This is a genomic window from Gardnerella sp. c23Ub_4 (assembly GCF_055804115.1).
Genome location: NZ_JANUYO010000001.1, coordinates 175,745 through 197,811, shown reverse-complemented (window position 1 = coordinate 197,811; position 22,067 = coordinate 175,745). Strand labels below are relative to the sequence as shown.

The 22,067-nt window shown below is 43.7% G+C and carries 18 protein-coding genes and 1 tRNA gene; 17 read left to right on the top strand and 2 right to left on the bottom strand.

Annotated features, from left to right (window positions below; all coding sequences use genetic code 11):
• Nucleotides 1-123: 123 nt before the first annotated feature.
• Entirely contained in the window at nucleotides 124-1,119 is a 996-nt protein-coding gene (locus NYP67_RS00900) for an FKBP-type peptidyl-prolyl cis-trans isomerase (RefSeq protein WP_473411081.1), read from the bottom strand.
• Between the two features lie 284 nt (nucleotides 1,120-1,403).
• On the opposite strand from NYP67_RS00900, the gene NYP67_RS00895 reads away from it, so the two are divergent.
• The 4 genes from NYP67_RS00895 (at nucleotide 1,404) to NYP67_RS00880 (ending at nucleotide 5,802) form a co-directional block, all read left to right on the top strand.
• A complete protein-coding gene (locus NYP67_RS00895; protein ID WP_473411080.1) occupies nucleotides 1,404-3,338 on the top strand; it encodes a hypothetical protein in 1,935 nt (644 codons plus the stop codon).
• Between the two features lie 21 nt (nucleotides 3,339-3,359).
• Nucleotides 3,360-4,379, top strand: a complete 1,020-nt coding sequence (locus tag NYP67_RS00890) for a DUF8094 domain-containing protein (protein WP_473411079.1) — start codon at nucleotides 3,360-3,362, stop codon at nucleotides 4,377-4,379.
• A gap of 75 nt (nucleotides 4,380-4,454) precedes the next feature.
• Complete coding sequence (locus NYP67_RS00885) at nucleotides 4,455-5,474, top strand: tetratricopeptide repeat protein (protein WP_473411078.1); 1,020 nt, start codon at nucleotides 4,455-4,457, stop codon at nucleotides 5,472-5,474.
• 88 nt (nucleotides 5,475-5,562) lie between these two features.
• Nucleotides 5,563-5,802: a CopG family transcriptional regulator gene (locus NYP67_RS00880; RefSeq protein ID WP_230479111.1), complete on the top strand. Its 240-nt coding sequence runs from the start codon at nucleotides 5,563-5,565 to the stop codon at nucleotides 5,800-5,802.
• 54 nt (nucleotides 5,803-5,856) lie between these two features.
• Here the strand turns inward: NYP67_RS00880 and NYP67_RS00875 are convergent.
• A tRNA-Met gene (locus tag NYP67_RS00875) sits at nucleotides 5,857-5,930 on the bottom strand.
• A gap of 380 nt (nucleotides 5,931-6,310) precedes the next feature.
• Here NYP67_RS00875 and atpB point away from each other — a divergent pair.
• From atpB to NYP67_RS00810, 13 genes are all read left to right on the top strand, one after another.
• Nucleotides 6,311-7,171 carry a F0F1 ATP synthase subunit A gene (atpB, locus tag NYP67_RS00870; RefSeq protein WP_473411077.1) on the top strand — a complete coding sequence of 287 codons (861 nt, stop codon included), beginning with the start codon at nucleotides 6,311-6,313 and terminating at the stop codon, nucleotides 7,169-7,171.
• Nucleotides 7,172-7,261: 90 nt separating this feature from the next.
• Nucleotides 7,262-7,495 carry an ATP synthase F0 subunit C gene (gene atpE, locus NYP67_RS00865; RefSeq protein WP_004105752.1) on the top strand — a complete coding sequence of 78 codons (234 nt, stop codon included), beginning with the start codon at nucleotides 7,262-7,264 and terminating at the stop codon, nucleotides 7,493-7,495.
• A gap of 60 nt (nucleotides 7,496-7,555) precedes the next feature.
• The gene (locus tag NYP67_RS00860) at nucleotides 7,556-8,098 is read left to right on the top strand and encodes a F0F1 ATP synthase subunit B (protein WP_004131533.1); all 543 of its coding nucleotides are present in this window, start codon (nucleotides 7,556-7,558) and stop codon (nucleotides 8,096-8,098) included.
• A 99-nt stretch (nucleotides 8,099-8,197) separates the two neighbouring features.
• Nucleotides 8,198-8,779: a F0F1 ATP synthase subunit delta gene (locus tag NYP67_RS00855; protein WP_004131534.1), complete on the top strand. Its 582-nt coding sequence runs from the start codon at nucleotides 8,198-8,200 to the stop codon at nucleotides 8,777-8,779.
• 16 nt (nucleotides 8,780-8,795) lie between these two features.
• Nucleotides 8,796-10,472, top strand: a complete 1,677-nt coding sequence (atpA, locus tag NYP67_RS00850; protein WP_004131535.1) for a F0F1 ATP synthase subunit alpha — start codon at nucleotides 8,796-8,798, stop codon at nucleotides 10,470-10,472.
• 3 nt (nucleotides 10,473-10,475) lie between these two features.
• Nucleotides 10,476-11,480: a F0F1 ATP synthase subunit gamma gene (locus NYP67_RS00845; protein WP_004131536.1), complete on the top strand. Its 1,005-nt coding sequence runs from the start codon at nucleotides 10,476-10,478 to the stop codon at nucleotides 11,478-11,480.
• 6 nt (nucleotides 11,481-11,486) lie between these two features.
• Nucleotides 11,487-12,974, top strand: a complete 1,488-nt coding sequence (gene atpD / locus NYP67_RS00840) for a F0F1 ATP synthase subunit beta (RefSeq protein WP_473411076.1) — start codon at nucleotides 11,487-11,489, stop codon at nucleotides 12,972-12,974.
• 2 nt (nucleotides 12,975-12,976) lie between these two features.
• Nucleotides 12,977-13,291 (top strand): F0F1 ATP synthase subunit epsilon, encoded by a 315-nt coding sequence (locus tag NYP67_RS00835; protein WP_004131539.1) that lies wholly within the window; start codon nucleotides 12,977-12,979, stop codon nucleotides 13,289-13,291.
• Nucleotides 13,292-13,596: 305 nt separating this feature from the next.
• Entirely contained in the window at nucleotides 13,597-15,486 is a 1,890-nt protein-coding gene (locus NYP67_RS00830; protein WP_473411075.1) for a hypothetical protein, read from the top strand.
• Nucleotides 15,487-16,009: 523 nt separating this feature from the next.
• Nucleotides 16,010-17,500, top strand: a complete 1,491-nt coding sequence (locus tag NYP67_RS00825; RefSeq protein ID WP_473411074.1) for an ATP-binding protein — start codon at nucleotides 16,010-16,012, stop codon at nucleotides 17,498-17,500.
• 523 nt (nucleotides 17,501-18,023) lie between these two features.
• Nucleotides 18,024-19,052: an FAD:protein FMN transferase gene (locus NYP67_RS00820; protein ID WP_060785890.1), complete on the top strand. Its 1,029-nt coding sequence runs from the start codon at nucleotides 18,024-18,026 to the stop codon at nucleotides 19,050-19,052.
• Nucleotides 19,053-19,308: 256 nt separating this feature from the next.
• Nucleotides 19,309-20,913 carry a type I restriction-modification system subunit M gene (locus tag NYP67_RS00815; protein ID WP_473411073.1) on the top strand — a complete coding sequence of 535 codons (1,605 nt, stop codon included), beginning with the start codon at nucleotides 19,309-19,311 and terminating at the stop codon, nucleotides 20,911-20,913.
• A complete protein-coding gene (locus tag NYP67_RS00810; RefSeq protein ID WP_473411072.1) occupies nucleotides 20,910-22,061 on the top strand; it encodes a restriction endonuclease subunit S in 1,152 nt (383 codons plus the stop codon). The genes NYP67_RS00815 and NYP67_RS00810 overlap by 4 nt, the downstream gene beginning before the upstream one ends.
• Nucleotides 22,062-22,067 lie beyond the last annotated feature (6 nt).

The following is a 22,067-nucleotide window of genomic DNA, read 5'->3' as shown; positions in this document are numbered from 1 at the left end:
ACGCTCAAAGCGCTCAGGCAGGTCGGAGCGCGTACAAAAATTCCGCGCAAGATTTATTCAAGCGCGGCATAACATTAATCGCAGTTTAATCGCAAGTTAACTTGCAACTGAATTCGCAACTAATCACGAAGCGTAGAGAATATCTACAACAAAGTAAAGCGTTGAATTTGCAGGAATCGTTACGTTTCCTTTTGCGTCCTTCTTGTCTTCTTTGCCATATCCATCTTCTGGCGGAATTACCAAAAGAACTTGTGATCCAACTTTCTTTCCAGCTAAGCCTTTAGTCCATCCTGGAATAACTTGACCAGCCAGCGAGAAGTCTGCAGGAGTGCCGCGCTTCCATGATGAGTCAAATTGGTACAATTTTCCGTCTTTGTCTGTAGTCCATCCAGTGTAGTGAGCGGTTACTGTGCTTTTTTCGGTAACCACTTTGCCGTTGCCTTCAATCAAAGTTTGAGAAATCAACTTTCCATTTGGCACGTAGTTATTCTTATCTAATGACGGTGCGCCAGACTTATCAAGAGTTACCTTCGGCAGATTTTGCGGAATATCTTTGACCTTGTTGCCTGTTGCGCGATCAAGAGTTTTCATTGCAGAAACAAGAGTTAACACCATTACGTACGCGTCTTGCTTAGTTTGTGGATTTGCAGGAATTCCAAACGCAATCGTGGAATTAATCTTCCTGCCCTTAAGCAGCGTGTAGTAAGACTTGCTAGTAACACCCTTTTTAACAACAATTGAGCAGTCTGGCTTTCCTTGCTTCCAGGTGTTCATAAGCTCTTTGCCGTTTTTAGCGTTGTATACAATGCCATTAGCGCATACGCGACTATTTTCTGGGATTTTAGCGCCATTTCCGTCTTGCAAAATGGCGTAAGAATTTGGCTTAACATCTATAGGCGCTGTTAACTCAACCTTTGGCTGCTTTCCTAAAGCTCCGCTAGCCTTAACGCCGCTTAAAACGCTCATTCCAGCTGCATTTGCTTCGCTGCTTGCTGCGCCATTGCTTGACTCGCTGTTTGCGCTACAAGATGCTAATCCAAAGCACATGGCAATTGCGCTCGCAGCACAAATTACTCGAGTTATAACTGATTTAGTCAAATTTAATTTGGTTTTTGTCATAAGTTTAAGACTATAACTTGCATGTGATTTTGGTGTGATTTAACTAGCGATTTGTGTGCGATTTTAGTGTGATTTAACTAGCGATTTTAGCGCGATTTAAGAGCGATTTAGTCGCAATTCCAGCGTGATTTATTGCGCAAAACATCAAACCTTATAAAAGATTAGTAAAGATTGTAGAATAGATAGCAGTGGATAAAATATAACGAATTTAGAATTACGTTAATAAGTTTGTGCGCGTGCGGGGTGCCTAATTGGCGGCGTGCCAAGCTTAAGAAAGAGGTTTGATGCAACGTCCTACAAAACGAGCTAGGTTTATGCGAGGAGTAGTGGCCCCAATTTTTGGCCTTCTTGCTGCTCTTAGTATTGTTCTTGGTGTGCTTAACGCAACTGTTTGGAAGCCAAGCTCTATTGTTTCGGCGCATGCAAACGTGTATGGGTCTAGATACATTGTTACAGATCCAGGCGTTTTGAATCTTGTTGACTATAGAGTAAAGATTAGCGTTGCGGCACTAAATAGTCGCAAGCCGATTTGCGTTGCAGTTGGCTTAGCTAAAGATGTTCGTGGATGGACTAAGGGTTATTCCGTTCAGCGAATAACGGGCCTTAATAACTGGAGTAGTCTTTCTACCGATGTTATGAAGGCAGACGATAACGCGCGTGTAGATAGCGCAAAAACGGCCGATTCTAAGGTTTCTAAAGACGTTTCTAAAGATGCTTCTAAAGACGTTGATTTTAAGGATTCCGATTTATGGACTAACGCCACTTGCCAAATGGGTTTGGCAAAGTTGTTTGTAAATGCTGCCGACTTTGAGCAAGTGGGGAATGCGGCGGATTTAGCGATAAAGCAGGAGTCGCAAGAGCAAAATAGTGCGCAAAGCAATGCTCAAAATGGCGCGCAATCGCAGACTTCTCATCAAAAATTGTCGTCGGAGTTGCAATCAAAAATTGCACGCAGGGTTCTTATAATCGATCTTGGTAAGAATTCTCCCGAAGCTTTCGTTGAATTGCGTTGGCGCAGGCATAATCTTCCTGATTTTGCTACTCCTATGTATTTTGTAGGAGCGCTGTTTATTTTGCTATGTGGCCTTTCGGCTTCTGTGTTTGCAATGGCTCCGCATCGCAGACGAAACAAGCGACTTGTTGCAAGCAGAACGGGATTGATTAGTGTTGAAAACAATAGCCAAGAAGAAGTTAAGTTCTCGGAGGCTTTGGCTGGAACAATAGCTGGCATTTTTGGCGGTCGCAAAGACAAAAAGTCTAAGCATAAAGTGGGTTCTGGTGCGCATGCGCGTCACGGAGTTCACGCAAGAACGCGTACAACAAAGTCGCAAGCCGCTGGAGATTCTTCTATAAGCGTAAAGTCTGGTCTAAATTCTTCCCCTACTGCGGCTTTAGACGAAACAACTGTTATTTCTAAAGATGATTTGCAAGCTTATTTTGCAAGGCTTGCGAGCGAGTCGGGTTCTGATTTTAAGGGCGATTTTGCAGCAGGGAATAATGCTGCAGGGAATAACGTTGCAGGGAATAACGCTGCGGAGAATAATGCAGCGGAGTCTTTCGACTTGTCTAGCGCGAATCAGTCGGAGCAATCGAAGGATTTGCATGAATCTGCGGAATCTAGCGAATCTAGAAATTCGGGAATCGCAGGGAAGCCTGGAGAATCACAAAAATCAGAAAAATCAGAAAGCGCATCTAAATCGGAATCTGGATTTGCAAAAAAGCGCTACAAGAAGGAATCATATAAAAATCGCAGCGATCGCAATAATCGCAAAGAAAATTCTGCTGGAGGCTCCAAGAAAGCCAATCGCGGTGAGCGTAAAAATCGAGATGGCAGAATGGATGCAGAGTGTTATAAAGACGATGCTGGGCGTAAGAGCGATAATCGCATTGTCGAAAATCTTGGCAAACCGTCGGCTGCTTTCGATTCTACTAGTGCAAAGCCTGGCGATGCAAAGCCTGGCGAAGCAAGGCGAAAGTCGCGTAACCAGTTTAACCATCGTGACTACAGAAGCCAAAATCGTGGCAAAAATCGCAAGTATAAAGGCTCAGAGAATCGCACGAGTGGCTCTGCAAGTGGCGGAAATACCAACGGCAACAAGTCCAGTAATAACGCTAATCATGATGCAAATGGCTTTAATAATGCTAGCCATCAAAATGCCAGCCGCCAAAATGGTTCACAAAATGGCTCCTCAAAACCTTTAAAAAACCGCAAAAAATAACGTATTTTGGAAAGTGTGACTATGTTTTATGCTCATAAAATCAAGCACTATGCGCGTTTTGCGTGTGTTTCGGTAGTTGCTTCTGCAATGTGCCTTACGCTTTGCGCTTGCGAAGGCCAAGTTCCTAAGGCTGCAGAAGGCTCTAGCGTTAAAGAGCTTCCAGATGTAACGCCAATCAAAGAAAAAGATATACGTTTAAGAGTTTTGCGCTCTTTAGAAAAAGCTAACGAAGAGAAAAACGCAAGTAATCTTGCAGAATACATGAGCGGACCTTCGGCTCTTGTGCGCGCAAGCGAGCTGGCGATTGCTGCAAAAACGGGCAAGCTAGATGCAAAAACCACTATTCCGCGTGAAGTTGCTCAAACAATTGTTCCAACAAACGCAAGTTGGCCGCGCGATTTAATGACAATTACCACAACAACAAAAGACCAGCAGTCTAAACGATTGTTGGTTATTCGCCAAGATAGTGCGCGCTCAAACTACAAGCTTTGGGCTGTTGCAAGGCTTTTCCCTGGCGTGCATTTGCCAAAATTCCCAGTTCCTTCAATAGGAGCTTCTATGGGTAAAGCTAATGATTCGGGACTTGTTATGTCTCCACACGCGGCTGCTGCAGCGTATGCGGATGTTTTGCAAAGAGGAGAATCGAGCAAGTTTGCAAAGTATTTTGCTAATGATTACTTGCGATCAAAATTAAGCGAGCTTTCTAAAACAGTTCAAGCTGGAATGGAGCGAAATAAGGGATCTCAAGAACAAGTTTTTACTCCTGTAACGAACCAGATTAGCGTTATGCGCGCAAGCGATGGGAGTGATTTGGTTATTGCTCGCATTGATTCAGTTTGGACTAGAAAAGCGGGAGAAGGCCGCGAATCTAGGCCAGCTTCCGACGAAGAAAAAGCGTTATTTGGGGATTCTAAGGCCACTTCTACAATGCGCGTGACTTATGTGAACGTTATTGCGATGGTTGTGCCTCCTGCTGGTTCGGACGCAAAGATTATTCCAGTTGGAGCAGAACGTCAGCCTATAAAGGTAGAAGCGTTGTAGAAGCGCCTTAGGCTTTCTGTAATGCGTTTAACGCCTTATAGATATTTGTAAAGCAATACAAGCAAAAGAGGAAATATGGTTGATTCACAATCTATGGGTATGAACCCAGGCGGATTTTCGCTTGCTGGTGCAGTAGACCTAGAAGGTGTAAAGCGCAAGGCTGAGGCTCTTGCAAAGCGCGAAGCTGCCGAAAAATCTGGCAAACCGCAGTCTAAAATTCCACTTGCAGGCGGATATGTGATTGATGTTAACGATCAAACTTTCCAAGCAATGGTTCAAACTTCCGTAAGTTTTCCAATTATTTTGCTTGTTTGGCAAAAAAGTGACGAAACTTCTTACGACTTAGCGCAAAAACTTGCGGATTCCGTTAGTGCCTTAGATGGCAGAATGCAGCTTGCGCGAATTGATGCGGATGAAAGCCCATCGATTGCTCAAGCTTTGCGCGCGCAGCAGCTTCCAGCTGTATATGGATTGGTTGGTGGCAGGCCAATGCCTATTTGCCAAGGATTGCCTAGTGAAGATGAGTTGAATCAGATTTGTAGTGCCATTTTGCCGCAATTAGTTAAAGTTGCGGAAAAGTCTGGTGTTGCTGGAACGGCTCCTTATGTTGATTCGGCATATTCTGGTGTAGACGATAATTCTGCGGATTCTGGCGACTCTGCGGATTCTGGCGACTCCTCTAGCATTCCACCTGAGCACAAAATTGCACACGATGCAGCTATGAATGGCGATTATGCTCTTGCTGCGCGCGAGTATGAAAAAGTATTGCAAGCTAATCCGAATGACGAATTGGCATCTCGTGAGCGCGCTAAGGCTTTGCTTCTTAGCAGAAATATGAATACAAACGTGGAGGCTGTGCGCAAGGCTGCTGGCGATAATCCTGGCGATGCTTCCGCTCAGCTTGCTGTAGCAGATGTAGATATGATTGACGGCCACATTGACGATGCTTTTGGCAGGCTTCTTGATTTTCTTGCTTCTCACAAAAATTGCGCAGAGGAAATTAAAAACCGCATGCTTGAGTATTTTGCAATGCTTCCAGCTGGCGATGAGCGTTTGAATCGCGCTCGCCGCCGCCTAGCAATCCTTCTTTATTGATACATCAGATATGTCACGCTAAAGAAATTGAGTTAGCTAAAAGAAGGTATTGAAAATGAATGAAGAGAGTCTGCTAAGAAAATTTGGAATGACATCCGAACAAATTGATAAGGATGTTGAGGTTTTAGAAGATGAGAACCAAGATGATGGAGTAATAGGACCTGTATATTATGGGCTACATGCGGCTTCTGCAAAAGATGAACCTTTAGTTAGTATGACAATAAAACTCCCTAAAGCGCAGCTTGAAAGCATAACAAGAGCATCGAAAAGTTACCATATAAGCAGAAGTGAATATGTTCGCAGAAAGCTTGCAGGAGCAGTTAGTTAGTAAAAGAAAAGCCAAGATTCGCATTCGTGAGAAATATGCGATTCTTGGCTTAAGTAGCGGGGCATGGATTTGAACCATGGACCTCTGGGTTATGAGCCCAGCGAGCTACCGAGCTGCTCCACCCCGCGTCGGCTACTTTTAGCAGCTCTATCTACGATAGGGGCAAATTTGGATTTGTCAAGTCTTCGGCGTGTTTCTCGCATAATTTTATCGCGCAAGCAGTTTAATTCTAAACAAATGTGGAGTATAATAAACAAGTGACTAAAGCTAGTTATTAAGAATTTGCGCACTTGCTATAATCGCAACACTCGTTAATAATCAGCAATATAACTCAAATATAACTCAAATGTACAAACTAAGAGTAGAATCAGCTTTTTAGAGATATGTTTTCGTTTCGCACATACGTCAACGAATGAATTTACAGGATTTACGGTTTTACAAACTAGCTTGTGAATAACTTTATACTTAACGCAACTGTATTGTAAAAGAGTCCTAAAAGGAGGCACGAATGAGTGGAGCTATAGAAGTTTTAGCGAAAGCTGCGCATATAAATGTTGCGGCGTTGCTAGCTTCAGCAAAGCCAGAGATGCCAAGCATTAATGACTTTTTGCCGCCAGAGATTTTATTCCAAGGCACACCTTTTGCCATGAATCGAATTATTATGGTGCGTCTTATTATGGCCGTAATCGTTATGATTATTTTTGGCATTGGAGCAGCCCGCGCAAAAGTGGTTCCAGGAAGATTCCAAAGCGTGCTAGAAATTCTAATGGACTTTGTGCGATTTAACATTGTGTACGAAATGATTGGCGAAGAGCGCGGAAAGCGTTATGTGCCAATGATTACAACTCTTTTTATAACAATATTCTTCTTTAATCTTTGCTCAGTTATTCCAGGCTTAAATATAGCTGCAACCGCAACTATTACAGGGCCATTAGTGTTTGCTCTTTGGGTTGTGTGCCAATACTTAATCACTGGAATTAGAGAAAAAGGATTCCTAACGTTCTTCCGCGAATCCTTGTTCCCAGCAGGAGTGCCATGGCCGATTTACTTTATTCTTACGCCATTGCAGCTGCTGGAATTATTGATTGTGCGACCACTTTCGCTTACAATCCGTTTGTTTGCGAATATGATTGCTGGCCATTTGCTGGTGGCCACTTGCCTAGTATTCACCAACTTCTTTGTGGTGGATTCCAGCAATAAACTCCTTGCCTTAGGCGGTGCATTATGGCTGCTTGGTGGCATTCTGTTTACAGTATTCGAAATAATAGTCGCAGGCTTGCAGGCGTTTATTTTTACAGTTCTTGCATCTGTGTATATTTCGGAAAGTTACCCCGAGAAAGAAGAAAAATCTGCTGTTGCTATTGCATAGATAGTTAAAACTAATTAAAGCAAACAAATAAATCAGGTTTAATAATCTTAGGGTTTATAACTGGTTACTGTTCCTAAAGAAAGGAAACCAATGAATAGTATCATCGCTCTCGCAGGATTGACGGGCAACCTTAGCATTCTCGGCTTTGCCGTTGCTACTCTTTCCCCTGCTATCGGAATGGCAATGGTTGTATCCAAGGCTATGGAATCCACTGCACGTCAGCCAGAAGTCGGCAACCGTATTCAGTTGTTCATGTTTATTGGCTTGGCATTCATCGAGGTTCTGGGCTTGCTCGGATTCGTTGCCTACATTATGGGAAGCTGAACCGAACGAAACAACTCGTTCCAACGCATACAAGTGTTGAAAGAATAGAAAGGACAAGCCATGGCATATGCAGCCGAAACTAATAAACTGGCGTTGTTCTTGCCGGAGCCTTACGACGTTATATGGTCGCTGGTTATTTTAGTTGTTCTTGCAGCGTTTTTCTATAAGTTCGTTATGCCTAAATTCCAGGCAATTCTTGATGAGCGCGCAGAGAAAATCGAAGGCGGAATGTCTAAAGCAGCCAACGTGCAGCGTGAAGCTGATGAGCTAAAGAGCCAGATGGAAGAAGAACTCGCCCAAGCTCAAGCAGATGCTGCGAAGACTCGCGAACAGGCTCGTGCACAAGCTTCCAAGATTGTTGATGAAGCAAGACAGCGTGCAGAGAAAGATGCTGCGAAGATTATTAGTGAAGCTCAGCATTCCATTGAAGCTCAGCATAAGCACGCCATGACTAGCCTCCAAGGAGAAGTCTCGGTACTCGCTGCGGCGTTAGCTGGAAAGATTCTTGCTTCTAAGCTAGATGACGATACCGTAGGCTCCAAGATCATTGATCATGTGATTGATGAAGTAGGAGACGTTAAGGATTCGGCGCAAAACAAGTAGTCAAAGCAAGCTTTCACTAAGTCTTAAGTTTTAAGTCTTATGTCTTAAATCTTAGTGTTGCTAATCGCTACTTAGTTTTGCATAAATGAGGAGGTACGGATGCCAGAAAAGGCATCGCGAGTGAGCGAAAACTTATCGCGTTCTTCGCTTGCGCAAGCCATTTCAGATGCTCATGACGAAGCTCAGCGCATATCTGATGAGCTTTCAACAATGATGGATACGATCGAAAAGTATCCAGAGCTTTCTGACGCCATTACCGATCCAAATAGGTCTTCGGAAGATAAATCTCGCTTAATAGACGAGCTTATTGGAGGTAAGGCGCATCCCGTTGTTTTGCGCATTATGCACTACCTGGTAGGAACTTGGCATGGTGGCGCAGAAAGTGGCAAGACGGGCAGCTTTGGCGGCGCATGGTCTGGTTTTGAGCGCGAAGCAGGCGAAACTTTGGTTACTGTTACAACCGCTCAGCCTCTTACGGATAAGCAAATCAAGCGTTTGATTGAGATTTACAGCAATAAGTTGGGTCATCGTGCATACATAAACCCAATCGTAGATCCAAACGTGCTTGGTGGAATGCGTATACGTATTGGCGATCAAGTAACAGACCGCACAATGTTAATGCAGCTTAAGCAGCTGCAGCGTTCTGCGCGCAATGGCGCTTGGACACAGGCAGTGAAGTAATAAATTAAGGAGAATTATGGCGGAACTATCTATTGATCCCGCCCTTATACGCAAGGCACTTGACGGGTTTGTTGACTCGTACAAGCCAGCAGACATGCCAACGCAAGAAGTTGGCTATGTTGTTACGGCTGGTGACGGCATTGCGCACGTAGCTGGATTGACTGGCTGCATGGCAAACGAGCTGCTCACCTTTGAGAACGACACCCTGGGTCTAGCGTTTAACCTTGATGCTCACGAAATCGGCGTGGTTATTCTAGGCGATTTTACGGGCATTGAAGAAGGGCAGGAAGTTTACCGCACTGGCGAAGTGTTGTCTGTGCCAGTGGGAGACGCCTATCTTGGTCGTACAGTAGACCCATTGGGTAATCCAATTGATGGTCTTGGTGCGATTGAGTGCAAGGAGCGTCGTATTCTTGAAGCCCAGGCTCCAGACGTGATTCATCGTCACCCTGTGGATGAGCCTTTGTCTACTGGCTTAAAGGCTATTGACGCAATGACGCCAATCGGCCGCGGTCAGCGTCAGTTGATTATTGGCGATCGTCAAACTGGTAAAACCGCAATCGCAATCGATACGATTATTAACCAGCGCACAAACTGGGAAAGTGGAGATCCAAAGAAGCAAGTTCGTTGCATTTACGTAGCAATCGGACAAAAGGGTTCAACAATCGCTGCTGTACGTCAAAGCCTAGAAGAAGCAGGCGCTATGAAGTACACAACAATCGTTGCAAGCCCAGCTTCGGATTCTGCAGGTTTTAAGTACATTGCTCCATACACTGGCTCTGCAATTGGTCAGCATTGGATGTACAACGGCAAGCACGTTTTGATTGTTTTCGACGACTTGTCTAAGCAAGCAGAAGCATATCGTTCAATTTCTTTGCTTCTTCGTCGCCCACCTGGGCGTGAAGCTTACCCAGGCGACGTGTTCTATCTTCACTCTCGTCTGCTAGAAAGATGCGCAAAGCTTTCCGACGATATGGGCGGAGGCTCAATGACTGGCTTGCCAATTATTGAGACCAAGGCAAATGACGTTTCTGCATACATTCCAACTAACGTGATTTCCATCACCGATGGTCAGATCTTCTTGCAGTCCGATTTGTTCAACGCGGGTCAGCGCCCAGCAGTCGATGTTGGTATTTCCGTGTCTCGTGTTGGTGGTGCTGCTCAGGCTAAGGCTTTGAAGAAGGTCTCTGGCATGCTTAAGATTTCGTTGGCTCGTTACAAGTCTTTGGAATCCTTTGCAATGTTTGCTTCCGATTTGGATGCAGCTTCCAAGGCTCAGCTCACTCGTGGCGCTCGCTTAACCGAGTTGCTTAAGCAGAAGCAGTTCTCGCCTCGCTCTATGGAGCAAGAAGTTGTTTCCGTGTGGGCTGGTACTCATGGAAAGTTAGACGACATTCCTGTAAAAGACGTGCTTCGCTTTGAAAGCGAGATGTTGGATTATCTCGATAAGGGAACCGACATTTTGCAGGTGATTCGCGATACCGAGGACTTTACAAAAGAGACAGAAGCAAAGCTTGATGCCGCAATCGAAGATTTCCGTAAGTCATTTAAGACTTCTGCAGGAAAGCCTTTGATTGTTAAGGATTCTTTGCCTCCTGCCGAGAATCCTGCTCCTGTTGAGAAGGAAAAGCTTGTTGCAAAGCCAAAGTCGGATGGTCGCGATTCAAGCAATAACGAGTCTGAGGGGAAGTAGCGTATGTCTTCCCAACTTGCATTGAAATCGAGAATTATTTCCACACAGTCTTTGGGTAAAATCTTTAAGGCTCAGGAAATGATTGCGTCTTCGCATATTGCAAAAGCGCGAGATATTGCACTTAACGCTAAGCCATACAGCGACGCAATTTTCGATGCCGTGCAGGCGTTGGTAGCTCATCACGAAGCAAACATTAAGCATCCAATCTTTGGAAAAGAGCGTGCGGGTAATCGCGTAGCCGTTCTGGCGTTGACTTCCGACCGCGGAATGGCGGGCGCGTTTACGTCTTCGATTATTCGAGAAACCGAGGCGCTGCTTACAAAGCTAGACGCCGAAGGAAAGCACGCAGAGTTGTATGTGTATGGTCGCCGAGGTGCAACCTATTACAAGTATCGTAATCGCGACGTTGCAGGCACTTGGGAAGGGTCTACGGATCATCCTGATGTAACAATCGCAGAGCGAATCTCCGATACTTTAATGGACGCGTATATGACTCCCGAAGAAGATGGCGGTGTTAGCGAGCTTTACATTGTGTTCACTGAGTTTATAAACATGGTGAGGCAAAAGGTTCGCACTCTACGCATGCTTCCAGTTGAGCTGGTTCCGTTAAAAGACGGCGAAGAGTTTGCTATGCATCGTCCTGACTACGAAGCAGCTTCTGGCCCTTCGGCTTCGCTTTCTTCTACGGGTGCGGTTTCGGCGCGTGAAGAAGCTGTTAGTCGCAGTAATCCAGATGCTGTGGAATATTGCTTTGAGCCTAGCCCAGACGAAGTTTTGGATGCAGTTTTGCCAAAGTATATTCAGTCGCGTATTCACGAATGCTTGCTTACATCTGCAGCTTCCGAAACGGCTAGTAGGCAAAATGCTATGCATACGGCTACAGACAACGCCCGCAATTTGGTGGATGATTTAACGAGAAAGCTTAATGCTTCTCGCCAGGCTTCCATCACACAAGAACTTACCGAGATTATCGGCAGCGCTGATGCGCTGAATAATGAGGAGGAATAGGAGCATATGGCTGAAAATCAGACCACAGCACCTCCAGAAGATGCAAAGGAAGACGACCCAACGGCTGGCCGCGTAACCCGTGTTCAGGGTTCCGTGATTGACGTTGAGTTTCCAGTTGGCTATCTTCCAGATATTTACAATGCTCTCAAGGTTGATATCAACACCGTTGGAAACACGGAGGGAGATACCGTACACGAGATTACGCTGGAAGTTGAGCAGCACCTTGGGGATTCAACTGTGCGAGCAGTGGCGCTTAAGCCTACGGACGGCTTGGTTCGTGGCGCTTTAGTGCGAGATACTGGTGGCCCAATTTCTGTGCCTGTTGGAGATGTTACAAAAGGTCACGTTTTTGACGTTACTGGCAACATTTTGAACGCTAAACCAGGTGAAAACATTGAGGTAACTGAGCGCTGGCCAATCCACCGCAACCCACCTGCTTTCGATCAGCTTGAGTCTAAGACTCAAATGTTTGAAACGGGCATTAAGGTTATCGATTTGCTTACCCCTTACGTGCAAGGCGGAAAGATTGGTCTGTTCGGCGGTGCAGGCGTTGGCAAAACCGTGTTGATTCAAGAGATGATTCAGCGCGTTGCTCAGAACCACGGCGGTGTGTCTGTGTTTGCTGGCGTTGGCGAACGTACTCGTGAGGGTAACGATTTGATTGGCGAAATGGCAGAGGCTGGCGTTTTGGAGAAAACGGCGCTTGTCTTTGGCCAGATGGATGAGCCTCCTGGGACTCGTCTTCGCGTGCCTCTTACCGCTTTGACTATGGCTGAGTACTTCCGCGATGTGCAGAATCAGGATGTGTTGCTGTTTATTGATAACATCTTCCGCTTTACTCAGGCTGGTTCCGAGGTTTCTACGTTGCTTGGTCGTATGCCTTCTGCAGTTGGTTATCAGCCAAACTTGGCAGATGAGATGGGTGCGTTGCAGGAGCGTATTACTTCTACGCGCGGCCATTCCATTACCTCGCTTCAGGCTATTTACGTGCCTGCAGATGATTACACCGATCCTGCACCTGCAACAACGTTTACGCACTTGGATGCAACTACTGAGCTTTCGCGAGACATTGCAGCTAAGGGCATTTACCCAGCTGTGGATCCTTTGGCTTCTACTTCTAGAATTTTGGATTCTCGTTATGTTGGCCAGGCTCACTACGATTGCGCTAACCGCGTAAAGGCCATTTTGCAGCGCAATAAGGAGCTTCAAGACATCATCGCTTTGATTGGTATTGATGAGCTTGGTGAGGAAGATAAGACCACTGTGAGCCGCGCTCGTAAGATTGAGCAGTTCCTTGGTCAGAACTTCTACGTGGCCGAAAAGTTTACTGGCCGCCCAGGTTCTTATGTTCCAGCAGACGAGACGATTGAGGCGTTTACGCGCATTTGCGATGGCGTTTACGACGAAATCCCTGAGCAGGCATTCTCTGGTATTGGCGGTATCGACGATCTTGAGCGTCGTTGGCACGATATGCAGCAAGAGTTTGGTGCGTGATTATGGCAGAAAAGCAAGTGAAAACGCTGCACGTTAGTGTGGTTGCAGCCAGGCATCCTGTCTGGGAAGGCGATGCTAAGTTTGTTGTTATTCCTTCTGTGAATGGCACAATGGGTGTTCTTCCTGGGCATGAGGCTGTGCTTGCGTTGATTGATCACGGATTTGTAAAGGTTGACGACTTGCAAGGCGTTCGTCACGTTTTTAAGGTGACTGACGGCTTTTATTCCGTTGACAACGATCACATTACGATTGCTGTTGAGCATAGTTGCAACGTTGATAAAGACGGCAACGTTTTGCCTAACGCAAAAGTTATTTAGCCTGACTCTTACGGCTTTATAAAACCTAAGCTTAATCGGCTTGTATATTGCAGGAGTTTGCGATTATTTATCGCGACTCCTGCTTTTGTTTTATTTGTGTTTTATCTGTTTTAGCGTTTGATCTGTTTTATTTCTGTTTTATCCCTGTTTATCTGTTATGGAAAGGTTATAACAATACATTAGGGGGGTAGGGTATCTGTATACTTTGTAATGATTTAATTTAAGCCTAAGTTGAATCACTTATTGTGCTGTTTTAGCAAATAGGCTCTTCGCACGATGATTCGTGATGAGAGGAAAGGAAAAGTATGTTAAGTAAAAAAGCGATTGCCGCATTTGCAGCGGTAGCGACTTTTGTTTCGGGAATTGCGTTTGCAATGCCAGCGTTGGCTAGTAGTGCGACTCCAGTTCCAGCGAAAAGCACTGGAGAATCTGCTAAGCATCCTTCTGTAGCGAAGCTCGAAAACCGTGTAAAAAATTCTGGTCTTCTTAAAAGTGAAATTAATGAGATCTTAAAATATGTAGACGATAACGCTTCGAAAGTTACTGGTTATGGTGACGGTAACGCTAGTGTTGTTAAGTACGTAGAGGATATGATTGTTAAATATCGTGCTATGCATCTTGATGTTATTGGTTTGCATGAGCTTGCTAATAAGGTGCGTGGAGAAAAAGACTTTAAGTTGTCATCTGATATTTTCTTTGGCGCCAATGGTCAACCTGCTACTAAAGATGATCGCGATAAGGCTCAAAGCGCATATGCTAATGGCAAAGCTGCCTTAGTTAAAAAAGCTAAAGAATCTGGGCTCGATTCTCTTGCTAACAAGATTAAAGAGTCTAATTACAGTTCTTTAGATTCTTTGAAAAATTTGCTTAACGAAGCAGAGAAGTATGCTAAGGAAGATTTAGTTAAGCAAGCAAAAGCTAAAGGTTTCAACTTTACTGCTACTCTTATCAGCAAAGCCGCAACTCTTAGTGGCGCTCGCGCACTGCTTAATGAAGCTCAAAAAACAATTACAGATAGCGCAATTAAAGGCATAGTAGACCTCGGAACATCAGAGGAAGAGTTTTTGGCGAATTTAAAAAAAGCTGGTAAAACGGCTACGCCTTCCCAGATTGAATTCTTTAGAAAAGAATTGCAAAAGCGTCGCGATGGCCAAGAAAAATCTTATACTAATGCCGTTGAATTAGCTCAGCTAGTTAACACGGGAATGTTTACTGCTACTAGCAATGAAAAAGCTGCTGTTGCACAGTTCCTTGAAGTTGTAAAGAATTTTGGCAATAAGACTTTCAAACAGTTTAATAATGCTGAAGCAAATCAAGCTGGCGCTGCTGCTGTAAACTTTAATAATAAGATTTCTGCAGGTCTTAAGAATGCTATTAAAAACTATAAGGACGAAAAGGAAGCTTTGGCTAAGCAGGCAGACGATCAAGGCTTCCACTTTATAGCTAATTTGATTCGCAAATCTAAGAAGTCTAGATTGCTTTATTTGGAGAATCTTCTTGCAGAAGCTAAGAAGAGCAAGAATAGTGAGCGTGAAAAGAATCCAGGAGCTTCTGGTGATGTTCTTCCAGATAAGTCTGAAGAAAAGCCTGCAGATAAGCCTGCAGAAAAAGCTCCATCTGCTCCTTCTGCTTCCGATTCCAATGCTACTCAAGATTCTTCCACTAAGACTGAGTCTTCTGAGAAGACAGCTCAAGCTAAAGCCGTAGTTCCTTCGGCTCCTGCTAGCGTTGATCAGCTTAAGCCAGAATTAAAAGGTACGCTAAAGGTTGGCTCCAACAACATTGCTGTTGCAGGTTCTGCAAACAAGGTTTCTGTGAACGTTAACAACAAGGCATTCCTTGATCGCTTGCATCGCGAGGGTTCTGCCAAGGCTTACGCGTTTATGTATTCCACTCCTAAGCTTTTGCGTAGCGTGGATGGTAGTGATTACGTGACTGTTAAACTTGGCACTGATGGCGTTCCTTATTTTGATGCGCAGTTCCCGTCTGGTTATTCTGGTAAGCATACTGTTGTGCTCGTAGATGAGCAGGGCAATCAGCTTGCTTGGACGGATATTACTGTTGCAAACAATGCCACTAGCCAGGGTGATGGTAAGAGTGTTTTGCCTGTTACTGGTGCTGCTGGCGTTTTAGTGGCGTTTGCTGCTTTGATGTTTGCGGCTTCTGGTGCAGTGTTGCGTAAGGTGCGTAGCTAATTAATATTACTGCTGCGTGTTAGCGCTATTGTTTTAGGGCTTTCGCGTGTGTTCGTTTGCGTTCACACTCGAAGGCCCTTTTTGTATTCTGCTTATGTGTTTTCCGATTGCGTTTTGTTTGCTGCGTTCTGCTATTTGACTTAGTTTGCGCTAAGTAGCCATTGCGCTATGTCTATTACGCGTATTCCTTCAATGTCGTAGGAATCGTAGTATTTTTCACTTTTGAAAGCAAACACGTATTTCTACTTTCAAAACTGTAATATTTTTTAAGTTTTGAAAGTGAACCGTCTTGTGTAAAATCCAAAGTTTAGGTTATCAATGACTTAAACTTACGAAAAATAAAAGTTTAGGTTATAAATGACTTAAACTTGTGAAAAATCGAAGTTTAGGTCATAATATTTATAAGATTCGTAAGATTGTAAAATTCATAAAGTTTATGACTATGCAATTTTGTGACTTTGCAATCAACGTAAGCATTGTTTTAAGAATTTCTAAATTTTCTAAAGCGGAGTAGAGACTTATTATGGTAAATTTGCAAAAACAGTTACTTGGAAGCGCAAATATGCCAATGCGCAGTAATCGCCCTGCAATAGTCGGCAAAAATATTAAAAATCGCGATATTTACCTTAATCAGCTTATAGCTTTCAAAGATACAGAGCCTGTAAAAGTTGTGACGGGTATTCGTCGCTGCGGCAAGTCAACTCTGCTTAAGCTCATGCAAAAGTATCTACTCAACTCTGGGGTTGAGCAAAATCAAATTATATCTATAAACTTTGAGTCGCTCGAGTTTCAAGATATGAGTTACAAAGACTTATACAATTACGTTAAAAGTCGGATTGAATCCAACAGTATTGAATCCAACAGTATTGAATCCAACAGTATTGAATCCGCTGATATTGAGTCTTCTAGTATTAAGCATCCTAAAAAAACGTATCTTTTCTTTGACGAGCTTCAGCGTATAGATCGTTGGGAAGATGCAATTAACTCGTTTCGTGTAGATTTTGATTGCGATATCTATATAACTGGCTCTAACGCATACCTGCTTTCCTCGGAGTACTCAACGTACTTGTCTGGTAGGTATGTGGAAGTGAAAATGTATCCTCTTTCGTTCAAAGAGTTCGTTGATTTTCAGGATTATTCCATTGAAGAATATAAGTCTCCGCTCGGCGATTTGAAAAAAAGAGCGGTGAGCGCGAATGGTAGTAGTGTAGAGCTTGATGACTTGTTTGCAGCTTATATGCGTTACGGTGGTATGCCTGCAATCTGTGATATTGCTTTAGAATCAGGTTTTGATCAGAGTAGTGCAATGACTTTGCTGGACGGAATTTATTCCACTGTAGTAGTTCGCGATATACTCGAGCGCGAGAAGCGCCGCGGGCAAAGGCAGATTACAGACGCAGATCTTCTTAGAAAAATCATTATGTTTTTGGCAGATAATATTGGAAACAATACGTCATTAAATTCTGTGTGTAATACGCTTTCTTCTGAAAATCTTCTTGATGCTGTTGATAATAATTCTCGCGTCTTGCGCGCGCGCGGCGGCAAGCCTGCAACTCAAACTATATCCGCATATGTTAGTGCGTTAAAAGAATCTTACATGTTTTATGACGTTAAGCGCTTTGACATTAAAGGAAAGGATTATTTGCGCACTCTTGGCAAGTATTACATTGTTGACATTGGGTTGCGTAATTATTTGCTCGGATTTAGAGACAGAGATAGAGGGCATGCGCTAGAAAATGTTGTGTTCTTTGAGCTTTTAAGGCGCGGATATGATGTTGCTGTTGGCAAAATAGATAATTTGGAGGTGGATTTTGTTGCGACTTCTGCTTCCGAAAAGCTTTATATTCAAGTAACTGAAAGTATGATGGATGAGTCTGTGCGCGAGCGAGAGTTAAAGCCGCTTCGTAAGATCCAAAATAATTACGAAAAGCTGGTTATTACTTTGAGTAAGGCTTTAGATGATAATTACGAGGGCATTCGCGTTGAAAACATTGTTGATTGGTTGCTTAAGTAGGGTCTATAAGTAGGAATTACAAGTAGATGCTAGTGTTTTAGGGCTTTCGTTTGTGTTCGCTTGCGTTCACGCTCGAAGGCCCTTTTGTATTCCGCTTATTGCTTTCTGTTTATTATGTTTTGAGGCTTGCGTGAATGTCTTCTCACTTCGCAAAATTAAAAAATTTTCAAATTTGCGAAGTGGGATTTGGCTGGTTTTGCGAAGTGAGGTTTGCTTGGCATTAAAGCGCGTAAATCATGCTACTCGAAACGAGTGGCGTTATGTTGATGTTGTCGATGCTACCTATGTTTCTATAGTGCGTTTTTGCGAAAATGTAGGTATAGATGAGTATTTTTGCGTGCTATGCCTTCATTTTGCCAAAATGTAGGTATAGAATGCGACTGCCTGTAAACCATGACGACATTTTGCTGTTTTGTGGCTTTTGGGGGATATTGTTGTGGTTTTTTATGATTGATAGAGTGTTTGATGTTGGGAGTAAGGCAAATGATGTTTTTGCGTGAGGAAAGCGATGTTTAGGAACGTTGTGGCGATTGAGCGCGCGCTTGGAACTGGGATTATTATCTCTAGCAGCGTGCCGATTTCGCAGCGCGTGCAGAAGCGGATTCGCGCTTTTGTTGAAGAGTATGAATCGGTACTTTCGCGCTTTCGTGCGGATTCGCTTGTTTCGCGCATGGCTTGTGCGGAGCATGGTGGCGAGTTTGAGTTTCCAACGTGGGTTCAGCCACTTTTTGCGCTTTATAGCGAGTTTTACGCTGCTACGCATGGCGCTTTCGACGCGTGCATTGGCGCGGATCTGCTTGCGCTTGGCTACAATAATTCTGTGCAATTCGTTCCAGAGTCGGCAGCTAGCGCGAGTTCTAATATAGGCAGTTGGGCTAATTATCGCCGCTCTTTGCCGATTGCTTGGTCGGATATTTCGCAAGATGGCGGCCGTGCAACGCTTTGCACAAATCAGCCAGTGCAGCTTGATTTTGGTGCAGCTGGAAAGGGCTATTTTGTAGATCTTGTAACACAGATTATTAAAGAGGAGCTTGGTAGTGAGATGCCTGCGGATAGCGATTCGCATGCGGATTTTGATTTTCTTGTAAACGCTGGCGGTGATATGCGCGCTTGTTTTAGCGAAGAGAATGATCAAATAAAAGTGGCTCTGGAAAATCCGTTTGACACAACTCAAGCAGTTGCAGTTGCATCAATCGCAAGCGGAGCATTGTGTGCATCGTCTAGTGCAAGAAAGCGTTGGAAAGTAAAAGAAGCAAGTTGCTTAGGTAAAGATGCAAGTGGCTTTGAGTCTAATTTAATTGCGACTCACTTGATTAATGCGCTTGATGGCATTCCTGCTTGCGATTTATGCGCAAGTTGGGTTTATATTCCTGCTAAAACTTGCGATTTTCCAACAGCTTACGCCGATGCGCTCGCAACTGCGTTGTTTGTATCGCAAGAAAGCGATTTGCAAAAAATCGTGCAAACTACCAGTGCTGAGTTTGCTGTAATCTCGCCAAATAGTGCGCTTCGCAAAACGCGCGTATTCCCAGCGCACTTTTTTGCCGAATGATGCTGAATAATGCAGGATAATGCAGGATAATGCCAACTAATGCCCAATAATGACGATGCAAGTTAGCTGGCTTGCAAGAATCGAAGCTAGACGCAAGCGATGCGAGTGGTGTTGCTGCTGATTGTGCGCGTTTACAGTAGAATATTAAAGAACGCTTATTTAATTATTGCGTAATATTGCGTAATATTGCGCTTGTTTAATTAGCTTATATATTGCGCATGCGCTTGCACGAATTGCACGAATAGGGAGCAGCAGAATGGACACTCGCAAAGAAGAAGAACGCGCGGAATTGCATCGCACGATTTGGAAGATTGCCGACGATTTGCGAGGTTCCGTTGATGGTTGGGATTTTAAAGCATACGTATTGTGCACTATGTTTTATCGCTATATTTCCGAGAATTTATGCGATTATATTAATAAAGATGAGCACGAATCTGAAGGCGGCGATCCAAACTTTGATTATGCAAAAATAAGCGATGAAGATGCTGAGCCTCTTCGCAGTGAAATGATTAGTGAAAAAGGCTTCTTTATACTTCCTAGCGAGCTGTTTTGCAATGTGTTGAAGCGTGCTCCTCAAGATAGCAATCTAAACGAAACATTAAGTCGTGTGTTCCGCAATATTGAAGCTTCTTCTCAAGGAACTGATTCGTCTGGCGATTTTAAGGGATTATTCTCCGATTACGATGTGAATAATATTAAGCTTGCAGATACTGTTGAAGGCAGAAATAAGCGTTTTGTTAAGTTATTACAAGTGATTAGTGAGATGAAGCTTGGCAGCGTAAACAACAACGTGATTGAGGCTTTTGGTGACGCTTACGAATATTTGATGGGCTTGTATGCGTCTAACGCTGGCAAGTCTGGCGGCGAATACTTTACGCCTGCAGAAGTCTCAATGCTGCTCACGCGTCTTGGAACAGTTGGAAAATCAAGCATTTCCAGCGTGTACGATCCCGCGTGCGGTTCTGGGTCGCTTCTGCTAAAAGCCAAAAAAGTGCTTGGTATTGAAAACATTAATGGCGGTTTTTACGGTCAAGAAAAGAACGTTACTAGCTACAACTTGTGCCGCATGAACATGTTTTTGCACGATGTGAATTTTAACAAGTTTGAGATTACTTGCGGAGATACTCTTATAAATCCGCAAATCGATGCTAATAAAAAGTTTGAGCTGGTTGTTTCTAATCCTCCTTATTCCACGAGTTGGGAGGGGGATTCTAATCCGTTGATGATTAACGATCCTCGTTTTGCTCCAGCTGGAGTTCTTGCTCCAAAAAGCAAGGCAGATATGGCGTTTGTGTTGCACTGTTTAGCGCATCTGGCGGAAGATGGTGCTGCTGCTATTGTTTGCTTCCCTGGGATTATGTATAGAGGCGGAGCCGAGCAAAAGATTCGCCAATATTTAGTTGAGCATAATGCTGTTGATTGCGTGATTCAACTTCCGAGCAACTTATTCTTTGGCACTTCGATTGCTACGTGCATTATGGTTTTGCGCAAAAATAAGCGGAATGATACTTCTATATTGTTCGTTGATGCGAGCCGAGAGTTTGTAAAGTCAACGAATAGTAACAAGCTTTCGGACGAGAACATTGAGCAGATTGTTAAGTGGTACACTGCTAGGCAAAATGTGGAGCATAATGCGCACGTAGCGTCTTTGGAAGAAGTGGAATCCAATAAATACAATCTTTCCGTTTCTACATACGTTGAAGCAGAAGATACTCGCGAAAAGATTGATATTACGGAGCTTAACGCGCAATTAAAAACGATTTGCGCTCGCGAGCAAGAGTTGCGCGAGCAAATTGAGAAGATTGTAAGCGAGATTGAAGCTGGCAGCGTTAACTTTGATAATAGCGAGGTGGCTCAATGACTAGCAAGCTTGAGGATTTAATCGCTGAGCTTTGCCCTAATGGTGTGGAGTATAAAGTTTTAGGCGAATTATGTAATATTTGCACTGGTAAGTTGAATGCTAATGCAAAAGATGAAGATGGTATTTATCCGTTTTTCACCTGCGATGCAAACCCTTATAAAATTAATGAATATGCATTTGACACATCAGCAATATTGATATCAGGAAATGGTAGCCAAGTAGGTCATTTAAATCAATATGAAGGTAAGTTTAATGCTTATCAAAGAACTTATGTCTTAGATAATTTTAAACTCGTCATTAAACCTTTTTTATTTCATTTTATGGATGCCTATTTAAAACCATATATTATGGTGAACTGTAAAAAAGGCTCCGTACCATATATCACATTACCAATGTTACAAAGTTTTAATGTCCCTGTACCTCCGTTGGAGGTACAACGTGAAATAGTCCGTATATTGGACTCTTTCACGTTACTTACAGCAGAGCTTACAGAAGAGCTTACAGCTCGTAAAAAGCAATACGAGTATTATCGCGATACCTTGCTCACTTTTAACGATAATAATCCTCTACACTCGCTTATCCAACGCTACTGCCCAAATGGTGTTGAGTATAAGAAGATTGGCGAGATTTGCAATATTTCTGTGGGAGGAGATGTCCCTAAGAATTCAATGTCAAAGCAAAAAACTGAAAAGTATTCTGTTCCGATTATCAGCAATGGAATCGGAGAGAATGCACTTTATGGGTATACGGATGTGCCGAAGGTTAAAGAACCTGGGGTAACTGTAGCGGCAAGGGGAACTATTGGATATGCAGAATATAGAGATTATCCATTTTATCCAATCATCCGTTTGCTTACCGCTATTCCAAAGGATGCGACAGCTGTAAATACTAAGTATCTTTATTACTGTCTGCAAGGTAAACAGTATAGCAGTCCAATGGGTGGCATTCCTCAATTGACGGCTCCAGAACTGGAAAAAGTGAGCATCCCCGTTCCGCCTCTTGAAGTGCAGCGCCAAATCGTACAAATTCTGGATCGCTTTGACGCATTGTGTAATGATCTAACTCAAGGATTGCCTGCAGAAATCGAAGCTAGACGCAAGCAATACGAGTATTATCGCGATCAACTCCTAACCTTCAAGCGTGCGTAATTAAAA